This window comes from uncultured Clostridium sp. (assembly GCF_934754925.1).
In the GTDB taxonomy this organism is placed as follows: Bacteria; Bacillota; Clostridia; order Clostridiales; family Clostridiaceae; genus Clostridium.
The window spans coordinates 20,553-33,679 of the sequence record NZ_CAKVJA010000014.1; the positions used below are offsets into that span (position 1 = coordinate 20,553).

General features: G+C 31.3%; 11 protein-coding genes. All 11 read right to left on the reverse strand.

Annotated features, from left to right (window positions below; genetic code table 11):
- Positions 1-6 precede the first annotated feature (6 nt).
- The 11 genes from Q0G30_RS06605 to Q0G30_RS06655 all read right to left on the reverse strand — a co-directional run bounded on the left by Q0G30_RS06605 (position 7) and on the right by Q0G30_RS06655 (position 13,107).
- Positions 7-897, reverse strand: coding sequence for a carbohydrate ABC transporter permease (locus tag Q0G30_RS06605; RefSeq protein WP_226891497.1), 891 nt, complete (start codon positions 895-897; stop codon positions 7-9).
- On the reverse strand, positions 887-1,771 hold the full coding sequence (locus tag Q0G30_RS06610) for a sugar ABC transporter permease (protein ID WP_294388069.1): 885 nt from the start codon (positions 1,769-1,771) through the stop codon (positions 887-889). Before Q0G30_RS06610 ends, Q0G30_RS06605 begins: the two co-directional genes overlap by 11 nt.
- Before the next feature lie 139 nt (positions 1,772-1,910).
- A complete protein-coding gene (locus Q0G30_RS06615; protein ID WP_195964424.1) occupies positions 1,911-3,212 on the reverse strand; it encodes an ABC transporter substrate-binding protein in 1,302 nt (433 codons plus the stop codon).
- Positions 3,213-3,444: 232 nt separating this feature from the next.
- On the reverse strand, positions 3,445-4,842 hold the full coding sequence (locus tag Q0G30_RS06620; protein ID WP_294388073.1) for a glycoside hydrolase family 1 protein: 1,398 nt from the start codon (positions 4,840-4,842) through the stop codon (positions 3,445-3,447).
- A 202-nt stretch (positions 4,843-5,044) separates the two neighbouring features.
- On the reverse strand, positions 5,045-5,650 hold the full coding sequence (locus Q0G30_RS06625) for an ROK family protein (protein WP_294388076.1): 606 nt from the start codon (positions 5,648-5,650) through the stop codon (positions 5,045-5,047).
- Between the two features lie 166 nt (positions 5,651-5,816).
- On the reverse strand, positions 5,817-6,683 hold the full coding sequence (locus Q0G30_RS06630; protein ID WP_294388079.1) for a DegV family protein: 867 nt from the start codon (positions 6,681-6,683) through the stop codon (positions 5,817-5,819).
- A gap of 190 nt (positions 6,684-6,873) precedes the next feature.
- Entirely contained in the window at positions 6,874-8,406 is a 1,533-nt protein-coding gene (gpmI, locus tag Q0G30_RS06635) for a 2,3-bisphosphoglycerate-independent phosphoglycerate mutase (protein ID WP_294388082.1), read from the reverse strand.
- Positions 8,407-8,728: 322 nt separating this feature from the next.
- Positions 8,729-9,475 (reverse strand): triose-phosphate isomerase, encoded by a 747-nt coding sequence (gene tpiA / locus Q0G30_RS06640; protein WP_294388086.1) that lies wholly within the window; start codon positions 9,473-9,475, stop codon positions 8,729-8,731.
- 176 nt (positions 9,476-9,651) lie between these two features.
- Positions 9,652-10,830, reverse strand: a complete 1,179-nt coding sequence (locus Q0G30_RS06645) for a phosphoglycerate kinase (RefSeq protein ID WP_294388088.1) — start codon at positions 10,828-10,830, stop codon at positions 9,652-9,654.
- Positions 10,831-10,981: 151 nt separating this feature from the next.
- Positions 10,982-11,995: a type I glyceraldehyde-3-phosphate dehydrogenase gene (gene gap, locus Q0G30_RS06650; RefSeq protein WP_294388091.1), complete on the reverse strand. Its 1,014-nt coding sequence runs from the start codon at positions 11,993-11,995 to the stop codon at positions 10,982-10,984.
- Positions 11,996-12,072: 77 nt separating this feature from the next.
- Positions 12,073-13,107 carry a sugar-binding domain-containing protein gene (locus Q0G30_RS06655; RefSeq protein WP_294388094.1) on the reverse strand — a complete coding sequence of 345 codons (1,035 nt, stop codon included), beginning with the start codon at positions 13,105-13,107 and terminating at the stop codon, positions 12,073-12,075.
- Positions 13,108-13,127: the final 20 nt, after the last annotated feature.

Here is a 13,127-nt window from a genome sequence, read left to right on the forward strand (position 1 = left end):
ATCACCTTATTTTACGGCTCCTGCTGTGAATCCGTTATAAATATATTTTTGTAATGCTAAGAATACTATTAATGTTGGAATCATTATTAATATAACCCCTGCACATATAACATTCCATTGTCCCCCATATGGTCCCATAAACTTATAAAGTGATGTTGCTAATGTTCCCATCTCTTCTCCAGGCGCATAAAGGAATGGTGTATAGAAATCATTATAAATTCCGACGCCACGTATTATTATAATTGTTGCTATAGCTGGCTTTAATAGTGGAATAATTAGCTTTCTAAATATATAGAAATATGATGCTCCTTCAAGCATTGCAGCTTCATCATTTGAGTATGGAATAGAATCCATAAACTGCATCATTATGAATATACTCATAACATCTGCCCCTAAATAAAGAACTATTGGAGCCCATAAACTATTATATAATCCAAGTCTACTCATTATTTGGAATGTAGCAACCTGAGTAGTTACCATTGGTAAAAACATTGGTACCATATATAACAGTAATATTACTTTCTTTAACTTAAAATCAAATCTGTGTAATACATAAGCAACCATTGCTCCCATTAAAATTGTACCAGATAATGATATCACCATTATGAATGCTGTATTAAAGAATCCTCTCAGCATTCCACCTTGAATAAATGCTGTTTTGAAATTATCTAAATTCAAGAAACTCGCTGGTAATGATAATTTATTAGTTGAGTAAAACTCATTATATTCCTTAAATGATGCTAAAAATATTGTTAGTATAGGAAGAATAAAAACTATTGCTGCTAATATTAATGCTGTGTATTTGAGCACTTTAAAAAATATACTTTTAGCTCGTAATACAAATAATTCTTTATCCATTTTGACTTTTGCTACATTTACTTCAGTATTACTTTGCATATTCCTTCTCCTCCTTAAAGAATATATTTTGAATTAATGCCACTGCTGCAACAATAAGCATTACTACAACAGCCATTGCAGAAGCTTTACCAACCTTATTATAAGTAAAGGCAGTTTTTATTGTTTCTATTACGAATGTAGAACTTCCATTTGATCCACCTGTCATTATATATGGTATTTCAAATACTGAAATTGCTCCTGAAATATTTAATATTAAATTTAATTGAATTATTCTCTTAACAGAAGGTATATAAATATATCTAATCTTATGCCAATCACCAGCTCCATCTAAATCTGCTGCTTCTAAAACCTCATCAGAAATTGATTGAAGAGCTCCTAAGAAAATAATAAAGTTATATCCAAAAAATCTCCAAATTGATGTAAATGCTAAAGAGAAATTTACATATTGTGCATCTCCAAGCCATTGTCTAATTAAACTATCTAATCCTAACATACTTAATATAGTATCAAATGTTCCACTTGGTTGGAAGAAGAATAAAAACATTAATGATATTGCAACACCATTTATTAAGTAAGGGAAAAAGTATAGTGATTTAAAGAAACTTTTACCTTTTATTTTAGAATTAATTATTACTGCAAATACAAATGCTAAAGCTAACTGTATTAACCCACCAACAAAATAATATAAACTATTTTTTAATACAGAAAAAACTTCTGGATCACTAAATATATTTATATAGTTTTCAAGACCAACGAATGTCTTAGGCCCATACCCCTTCCAATTAGTGAAACTGTAAGATATCATATTTATTGCTGGTAAATATGTAAATACAAACAGTAATGTAAGTGGAATTAGTAAGAATAGTGCTATTATAAATTTCCTTTGTGTTTTATAACTTACATTTTTAAACACATTTTTTCCCCCTTTACGACTTCTTTCCTTTAATATTACTCTGCTCTATTTACATTAATTTAGAGACTTTTATCCTTAAAATACATACTTTTATAATTAGGGGAGTTTTAATGCTCCCCTTAATTATTTATATAAATTATTATTCAGATAATTTTTCTTTGTTACTATTCCATTTGTTATTGTAATCTTCAATAACTTTTTCAAAGTCTGCTCTGCTCTTCTTAGCAGCAATTACAGCATTTTGAATATATTCACCAACCCAGAACTTAGTTCCTGATTCGTTAGCTATTTCAGTTGTTAAGTCACTAGCCTTTTGATCTGCTTCTGCTGGATCGCCAAACATTAATTCAACACCTGACTCTTGATACTCTTTAACAACTGGATTTCCAGAAGTAAGATTTTTATTAGCTGGAATAAAACCACAAGAATCTAAGTAATCTAAACAATTAGCAAAGTAAATAGCAAAATCTTTAGCTTCTTCTTTATGCTTAGAATATTTACTTACACCTAAGTAGTTATCTGGTCCTGCACCAGCCTTTAATTCTCCTGAATTAGTTGCTGGGAATGGAGCAATAGCAATATCATCAGCATTAGCTTCATTAGCTTCTTGAATTTGAGAAACAGCCCACATACCTAATGTCATCATACCAATTTTACCGTTAGCCATATCAACTTTTGATTGTTCCCAGTTAGTTGTAGCTAAATCTTCTTCAACCCAACCTTCACTAACAAACTTATAAAGAATTTCTAACATATCTCCTGTAGGCTTTCCAGCTGAGAATGGACTTTCCATAGATCCCATATCTCTATAGTAATATGGATTTCCATATATCACTGAAGAAACAGCATCATATTGGCTTAATGGCCACATATCAGCAGAATTGATAGCTACTGGAACTACACCTTCTTGTCCTTCTTTAATTTTTGCTAATGCGTCATATAATTCATCTAAAGTTTTAGGAAACTCATCATAACCTGCAGCAGCAAACACTTTTTTGTTATAAACAACACCGTCTGCTCCTAATCCATTTGGAATACCATATACAGTATCAGTATTTAAATCAGCTCTTTCTGTTACTCCAACGTAATCGCTATAATCCTCTACTGAGCCTAGTGGTTCAAAGAACTCTCCTAATTCCTCAGCCTTAAATGCTGGTAATATATTTAATACATCACCGTAATCTTGAGTGTTCATTCTTGTTTGAACTATACTTTCATAATCAGTAATTGCTTCCCACTCTATTTTTACACCTTTTTCTTCATAGTACTTGTCTGCAACTGTTTTTAACACTGTATCTTTTATATCTGTTCTATGTGTTAAAACTTTTAAAGTAACTTCACCTTTGCTATCAGAACCATTACTACCTGTTGATGAACAACCTGCGAAAAGTGATGTTGCTATTGCACTAGCACAAATAACACTTAGTAATCTTTTTTTCATTTCAATTCTCCCCCTTGAAATATACATTTTATCTTTGTTAGCAAACGTTTTCCCGTTTACAAGTTAATTTTACAAACTTTTAAATAACTATTCTACGCTTTTAAATACACAGCATAATTTTGATTTATAAATCGTATAATTTATTTATAATTACAGTTCCATTAATTAATTTTTTTATTTTTATAAATAAAAAAATAGAGAGAACCTAGCGGCTCTCTCCTTAATATACTAATTAAAATCCATTATTTGATGAAACTTCTTTAATCCAAGTACCTGATTTCTTTATTGTTTTCTTTTGCGTAGCTAAATCTACTGCAATATAACCATATCTATTTTTATATGCATTACACCAAGACCAGCAATCTATTGGTGTCCATGAATGATATCCAAAACAATTTGATCCTTCTTCTATTCCCTTGTGTAAATATTGTAAATGTTCTTCAAGGAATTCAATTCTATAATCATCCTGTATTGAACCATCTTCACCTATATATTTTTCTTCACCTTCAACCCCCATTCCATTTTCAGAAATATACCATGGAATATTGTTGTAATTATCTCTAATATTTATTGCAATATCATACATTGCTTCAGGATATATCTCCCATCCTCTATATGGATTCATTCTTTTTCCTGGCATATCATAATAATCAAAATACTTTTCAGGCATCCATCCTTTACTATTATCAATTTCTGATTCTTTTGCTTTCACTCTTCTTGGTTGATAATAATTAACTCCTAAGAAATCTATAGTATTATCTTTTATGATTTGTAATTCTTCTTCTGTACTTTCCCATAAAATATTATCTTCTTTTAAAAGATTAATTAAAAGACTTGGGAATTCTCCCTTTACTGCTGGATCTAAGAATGAGTAGTTGAAGATTGTATCAGCAACTTTTGAAGCATATAAATCATCTTTATTATTACTTCTTGGATAAGCTGGAGTTAAATTAAGTACTATACCTATTTTTCCACCATCTTCTGTGCACCCTAATTCTCTAAATCTCTTAATAGCTTTAGCTGATGCTAAATTTATATTATACATAGCCTGTACAGCCTTTTCTCCATCTACTAATTTCGGATAATGGAATTCATATAAATATTGTCCTTCTACAACTACCATTGGCTCATTAAAGGTTGTCCAATACTTTACTCTATCTCCAAATAATTTAAATGCTGTTTCTGCAAACTTCACAAATAATTCAACAACATGTTTAGATGTCCACCCACCATATTTATTATATAGTTCAACAGGTAAATCAAAATGGTGTAAATTCATTACTGGAATCATACCATTTTTTATAGTTTCATCTATAACATCATTATAAAATCTTACTCCATCTTCATCAGGTTCTCCTGTTTCTAAATCCTTAATAAGTCTTGTCCATTGTATTGATGTTCTAAAACTATTTAAGCCAATTTCTTTTAGCATAGCTAAATCTTCTTTATAGCTATTATAAAAATTAGAAGTTATTTCTGGCCCTACCTTATCAAAAAAAGCCTCTGGCTCTACTTCATACCAATAATCAAATACACTTTTATGTGGTTTATTAAATGTTCCTTCACTTTGTGGTCCTGATGTAGCTGAACCCCACCAAAAATTTTCTGGGAATATATATTTTTTATTCATAATTTCCTCCTAAATTATCAAATTCCTTTTACGCTTAAATTATATATATTCTTCTAAAACATATCTATACTTTTGTTTATAATATCATTGATTTTGCATATTTTTATGAATTTATCCATATAAACTAGAAAATTTACAACTAAAAATAAGTCATTAAACCCAAATAAAATTAACTTTGATTTAATGACTTATTCCATTTATTCTAATCTATACATATTTCAAGTTTTTGTTTTTGTAAAAAGTTATATAATGCTCCTAATTTATTTGCATCATTTCCATAGACACATTTTTTTATTTGTGGAATTACTTCAGCATATTCATCCTTTGACAATATTTCTATAACTCTTTTTCTAATATCTTCTATAATCCCTTCTCTTTCAGATATAGCACCACCAATAACTATAGCCTCTGGATCATAAGTATATTGAATATTAATAATCCCAATTGCCATATAAGTAAAAAACTTATTAACTTCTTCTATAGCAATTTCATCTCCACTATCATATAATTCAAATGCTTTTTTTCCATCAAACTTGTTAATATCTATATTTTTTCTTTTTGCAATAGCTTTTACTAATGCAAATATTGATCCTACATCACTCCAAGTTAGTAACTTATTATTTTTTATATCACAATCAACTATGCAGAACCCAAATTCTCCACCATGCATATTAGCACCAGTATGAATTTTATTATTCTTTACAATAGCTCCTCCAATTCCTGTTCCACATACTATAAAAGCTGAATCACTATTATCCTTTGTAGCTCCTAACCAACATTCTCTATTATAGTTAAGTATATTTATCAACCTTATTAAGAAATATCCTAAAATTAATCACTATTACTGATTTTTTATCAGTTCATATATTAATTACTAATATAATTTTCACCTTAGCTTTAATAGGAAATAGAATTTTATAAAAAAATAAACTGTATGATATATTACTAATCTATCATACAGTTTATTTTTTTATTTATCTATTTTTACCTAAAAATAATACAGCTAAAACCCCAGGGCCAGCATGTGCACCTATAACATTTCCAACATAGTTAATAACTATATTTTTAAACTTAACTTCTTCTAATATCATATTCTTTAAAGTTTCTGCATCCTCTAAACAATCTCCATGACATATATATAAAGTTTCATTCTCACTATTTATTGCTTTCTCTTTTACTTCATTAGCTAAAAATTTTAAAACTTTCTTTTTTCCCTTGATTTTTTCACCTTGCATTACTTTTCCATCATCATCTATATATAATGCTGGTTTAATATTTAAAAGTCCTCCAATTGCAGCTGTCGTAGCTGAAATACGTCCACCTCTTTTTAAATGATTCAAACTATCTACTACAAATGAATGTATAATCTTCCTTTTATTTTCCTCAATCCAAGTAACTATCTCTTCTACACTTAACCCTTTATCTCTCATTTCACAAGCCTTTAGAACTAATAACCCTTGTCCCATTGAAACACTTAAAGAGTCAACTAATTCAATTTTTGCTTCTGGATATTCTTCTATTATATTATTTTTTGCTATATTCGCACTATTAAATGTACCACTTAATGCAGAAGATAATGTTATACAAATTATAGAATCTCCATTTTTTACATGCTTTATGAACTCTTCTTCAAATTCATGTGCATTAACTTGAGATGTACTAGGCGTTGCTCCTTTTCTCATTTGTTCATAAAAATCCTTATAACTTAATGTTTTTCCTAAGTCATCTTTTATTAACTTTTCATTTAAGTTTAATACTAATGAAAGTAATCCTATATTATTATTATCTATATATTCCCTTGATAAATCACAAGCTGAATCTGTTATTATTTTTATTCCCATATTTCTTCGTCCTCCACTAACTTTATAAATAGTTGTGTTTTTTATTGTAAGGAAATTATATATGCAAATATTAATATTGTCAAACTCTTTGAAAATCAAACCTTATTTTTTTATTTCATATTACAAAAATTTCAATTTATCCTTCTTAAATAGAAAGATTAAAAAGAGAGGGTTACCCCTCTCCTTAAAACTATTTTATTAAAGATTCACCTGTCATTTCAGCAGGAACATCTAATCCCATTACTGTTAACATTGTTGGTGCTATATCAGCTAACTTACCATCTTTTAAAGATTTACCTTCTGTGTGGTTAGATACCCATACAAATGGAACTGGATCAGTTGTGTGAGCTGTAAATGGATTTCCAGTTTCAGCATCAATCATAGTTTCAGCATTTCCGTGGTCAGCAGTTATAAATACTGTTCCATCTAATTCTAAAACTTTATCAACTACTCTTCCTAAGCATGTATCTACAGCTTCAACAGCAGCTTTAGCAGCTTCTAAAACTCCAGTATGTCCAACCATGTCTGGGTTAGCATAGTTTAATATAACCATGTCATATTTTCCTGAATCTAATCTATTTATTAATTCATCAGTTAATTCTGGTGCGCTCATTTCTGGTTTTAAGTCATAAGTTGCAACCTTTGGAGATGCAATAAGAGCTCTATCTTCACCTTCGTTTTCTTTTTCAACACCACCGTTGAAGAAGAATGTAACGTGAGCGTATTTTTCTGTTTCTGCTATTCTTAATTGGTTTAATCCCTTAGAAGCAACATATTCACCTAAAGTATTAGTTATAGCTTCTGGTCTGTAAGCAACTTCAACACCTTCTAAAGTCTTATCGTATTGAGTCATTGTTACAAATACTAAATCTAAAGTTTCTCTTTCAAATCCTGCAAATTCTTTATCGTTTATAGCTCTAGTTATTTCTCTAGCTCTATCAGGTCTGAAGTTAAAGAATACTACTGAATCTCCATTCTTTATTGTTCCAGTTGGAGCTCCATTTTCTTCAATAACGCATGGTAATACGAACTCATCTGATTTATTATCAGCATAAGATTTTTCCATACATTCAACAGCAGATGTAGCAGTTTCACCTTTTCCAAGTACCATTGCATCATAAGCTAATTGTACTCTTTCCCATCTGTTATCTCTATCCATTGCATAATATCTTCCTGAAATAGTAGCAATCTTACCTACTCCAATTTCAGCCATGTAGTTTTCTAATTCAACTACGAAATCTTTACCTGAACCTGGAGCAACGTCTCTACCATCCATGAAGCAATGAACATATACGTTCTTAACATCTTGCTCTTTAGCTAATTTTAATAATCCTTTTAAATGATCTATATGAGAGTGAACTCCACCGTTAGATAATAATCCCATTAAGTGTAATGCTGAATTATCTTTCTTAGCATTTTCGATAGCTTTTAATAAAGCTTCGTTCTTAAAGAATCCACCTTCGTTTATTTCTTTAGTTATTCTAGTTAATTCTTGATATATAATTCTTCCTGCACCAATATTTAAGTGTCCAACTTCTGAGTTACCCATTTGTCCATCTGGTAATCCAACAAACATACCACTTGCTTGTAATTGTGAGTGAGGATAGTTTGCAACTAATCTATCATAATTTGGTTTATTTGCAGCAGCAACTGCATTTCCATCTCCTTCTGGAGCTATTCCAAATCCATCTAATATCATTAACATTACAGGTTTCTTCGCCATAATTCCCTCCAAATATATAAATACTTTTTTAGTTTCAAAAAAAGTGATAACTTTGTCTTTGTGAGTTTCATTATGCAATTAAAGTAGCCTGAATCTCACTCGTCATTAGTATCATTAATTGAACCATGTTTATTATACTATAATTATTATTACTAAACAATATAGTTAGCTTTTTGTAAACGATTGTCTAAAAAATTTTCTGATAATTTATTTTTTGCTAAATAACCCAAAAATATTATATAAACATAAATACATGTAAAATATTAATTCTAAATAACAAAAAAAGAAATCCCTAGCAGAGGATTTCTTTTTTTATTAAATTCTAGTAGTTTACGATTTGAGCAAAATCAGTAGCAACTAAGCTAGCTCCACCAACTAAAGCTCCATCGATATCAGATTGAGCCATTTGAGCCTTTATAGTTCCTGGTTTAACTGATCCACCGTATTGGATTCTTACTTTGTTAGCAACTTCTTGACCAAACATTTCAGCAACAACGCCTCTTACTGCCTTAATTGTTTCATTAGCTTGTTCATCAGTAGCAGTTTTACCAGTTCCGATAGCCCAGATTGGTTCGTAAGCTATAACAACTTTTTCTGCTAATTCTGGTGATAAACCTTCTAAATCAGCTTTGATTTGAGCTCCAACAACTTCGTTAGTTGTTCCATTTTCTCTTTGCTCTAAAGTTTCTCCACAGCAAAGGATTGGAGTTAAGTTGTGAGCAAATGCAGCTTTAACCTTTTTGTTTAACGCTTCATCAGTTTCGTTGAAGTATTCTCTTCTTTCACTGTGTCCTAAAACAACATAGCTAACACCCATAGCTTCTAACATTCCTGGAGCAACTTCACCAGTGAAAGCTCCTTTTTCTTCAAAGTGCATGTTTTGAGCTGCAACTTTGATGTTTGATCCTTCAACTGCTTTTAATACAGCATCTAAGCAAACAAAAGTAGGGCAAACTACTACATCACAAGTAGCATCCTTTACTAATGGTTTTAATTCGTTTATAACTTTAACAGCCTCTTCTGGAGTATAGTGCATTTTCCAGTTTCCAGCGATAATAGCTTTTCTCATTCTATTCACCTCTAATAAAATTTTTTCAAAATTTTTAGTGACAAGTTTACAGTGACAAATGACAAGTTAAGGTAGAAACTCCTAATGGAGTTTCTAAAAATATATTTTTATAAAATTCAGCTCTGCTGAATTTATTCATCAACTTGTCACTTATCACTTGTCACTCTTAACTGTTTCTACTTGTCGTTTAAAGCAGCAATTCCTGGTAAAGTTTTACCTTCTAAGAATTCTAATGAAGCTCCACCACCTGTAGAAATGTGAGTCATCTTATCTCCGAATCCTAAGATGTTAACAGCAGCAGCTGAGTCTCCTCCACCGATAACTGTTGTAGCATCTGCATCAGCCATAGCCTTAGCAACTGCAATTGTTCCTTTGTTGAAGTTTTCGAATTCGAATACTCCCATTGGTCCGTTCCAGATAACAGTCTTAGCATCTTTAATTGCATCAGCATATAGAGCTTCTGTCTTAGGTCCGATATCTAATCCCATGAATCCAGCTGGAATGTTTTGATCTTCAGTAACTGTAGCTTCAACATCCTTGAATCCATCAGCGATTCTGTGGTCTACTGGTAATAAGAATTTAACACCGTTAGCTTCAGCTTTAGCGATCATTTCCTTAGCGTAGTCCATTCTATCGTCTTCACATAAAGAAGTTCCTATTTCATATCCTTGAGCTTTTAAGAATGTGTAAGCCATTCCTCCACCAATGATAATTGTATCAACCTTTTCTAATAAGTTGTTGATAACAGCAATTTTATCAGAAACCTTAGATCCACCTAATATAGCAACGAAAGGTCTAACTGGATTGTTTACTGCTTCCCCTAAGAACTTTAATTCTTTTTGAATTAAGTATCCGCATACAGCTGTATCTACATACTTAGTTACTCCTTCAGTTGATGAGTGTGCTCTGTGAGCAGTTCCGAATGCATCGTTAACGTAGATATCACATAAAGAAGCTAATTCCTTAGATAATTCTTCTCCGTTCTTAGTTTCTTCTTTTCTGCATCTAGTATTTTCTAATAATACAACGTCTCCGTCTTTCATATCAGCAACAGCTTTTCTTGCATTTTCTCCAACAACTTCTTCGTCTCTAGCGAAAATAACTTCTTTACCTAACATTTCGCTTAATCTTACAGCAACTGGTGCTAAAGTCTTAGAAGCATCTTTTCCTAAGTGTGAGCAAAGTATAACTTTAGCTCCGTTTTCAACTAAGTATTTGATTGTTGGAAGTGCTCCTACTAATCTGTTTTCATCAGTGATAACTCCATCTTTTAATGGTACGTTAAAGTCACATCTTACTAAAACTCTTTTACCTTTAACTTGAACATCTTCGATTGTCTTCTTATTAAAGCTCATTCTTTTCACCTCATAAATTTATTCATAGTTTTTCATATAATTTTAAAATAGGCCCGGTCTTATAAGTATGCCTTAGAGACCGGACCCTTTGTAGGATCTTATAAGAGTGCTTTTATAAGCATCTAAATCCGTATATAATTATCTATTAAAATTAAGCTAATTCAGCGAAGTATTTAATAGTTCTAACCATTTGGCTAGTGTATGAGTTTTCGTTGTCATACCATGAAACAACTTGAACTTGGTATAATCCTTCTCCGATTTCAGATACCATTGTTTGAGTTGCATCGAATAATGAACCGTATTTGATTCCGATGATGTCTGAAGAAACTAATTCTTCTTCAGTGTAACCGAATGATTCGTTTGAAGCAGCTTTCATAGCAGCATTGATTCCTTCTACAGTTACATTTTCACCCTTAACAACTGCAACTAAGATTGTGCTTGATCCAGTTGGAACTGGTACTCTTTGTGCAGAACCGATTAATTTTCCGTTTAATTCTGGAATAACTAATCCGATAGCTTTAGCAGCTCCAGTTGAGTTAGGTACTATGTTAACAGCCCCAGCTCTAGCTCTTCTTAAATCACCTTTTCTTTGAGGACCATCTAAGATCATTTGGTCTCCAGTGTAAGCGTGGATTGTAGACATTATTCCTGATTGGATTGTAGCATAATCATTTAAAGCTTTAGCCATTGGAGCTAAGCAGTTTGTAGTACAAGATGCAGCTGAGATTATGTTATCTTCAGCAGTTAATATATCTTGGTTTACGTTGAATACAACTGTTGGAAGGTCGTTTCCAGCTGGAGCTGATATAACAACTTTCTTAGCACCTGCTTCGATGTGAGCTTGAGATTTAGCTTTTGATACATAGAATCCAGTACATTCTAAAACTACGTCAACGTCTAATTCACCCCATGGTAATTTAGAAGCATCAGCTTCAGCGTATATTCTGATTTCTTTTCCATCTACAGTGATTGAGTTTTCACCAGCAACAACTGTATCACCTAAAGCGTATCTTCCTTGTGCTGAATCATATTTTAATAAGTGAGCTAACATTTTTGGGCTTGTTAAATCGTTGATAGCAACTACTTCGTACCCTTCTGCTCCAAACATTTGTCTAAATGCAAGACGTCCTATACGTCCAAAACCATTAATTGCAACTCTTACCATTACAATTACCTCCTAAAAATAGATATTATATATTTAAAATTAAATTTTAAATCAAATTAATTAATGCAAAGTTTTGCTTATTTATAACTTTTAATTAACTCTGCAATTTTTCTTCCTGCAGATTCATCAGTAACTAAAACAGCATTAGAATTATTCATTTCTGTTGCAATTATAGCTTCTACTTTATTTTCCCCTGCAGCTACAGCAATATGTGTATTAATTTTTTTTGCATCGTTAATATTAATTCCAATTGGAGTATTTTCCGAAACAACTTGAGACTCCTTATTAAAATAACACCCAAATGCTTCTCCTACTGCTCCTAAACTTTCAAGCTTACTTATATATTCTTCTGACAATCCACGCTTTTTAGCCATATGAATTGCATTTCCTATTCCGTAAATTAAAATATCAGCATTATGAATATTTTCTATGACCTCTTTTATTTGCTTCTCCTTAAGAAGTCCTTCCAACACTTCACCACTAACATTTTCTGGAATATGCAAAAGTTTATAAGTCCCATTAACTTTATTAGCTAATGCTGCTGCTAAATAATTGGCTTGACTTTCAACTTTTCTCCCCATTCCACCTCTCGCTGGAATAACAAGAACCTCTGAAAAATTATTTACTTTCGGAAATGCTTCAACAACTTCTTTTATTGTACTTCCTCCAGTAATGGCGATTATATCATTATCTTTAATTATATTTTTCATATAATTGGCTGCTGCTTTTCCTAATTCCTTAAGTGTTGCTGGATTTTCTTCAACATTACCTGGAACTATAACAACATCCTTTAATCCTAAGAATGATTTAATACTCTTCTCAATATCATTTAATCCCTTTATTTGATGTATGAACTCTTTTAAACCTTCTAAAACATGTTGTCCATCTTTAGTAACTGTCATACCTGGAGTATTAATTTCTATTAAGTTTTGTGATTTTAATAAATCAATCTCATTTCTAACTACTCTTTCGCCAAGATTAAGTTCACTTGCGAGCATTCTTCTTCCAATAGGTTGGTTATAAAAAATTGTCCTTAAAACATTATATCGTTTTTCTAGGACTTCCACCAGCTCAGGAACTATCTTTCTTTGCAAATCTAATATTTCCTGCACTACAGACCCTCCTTTGGACT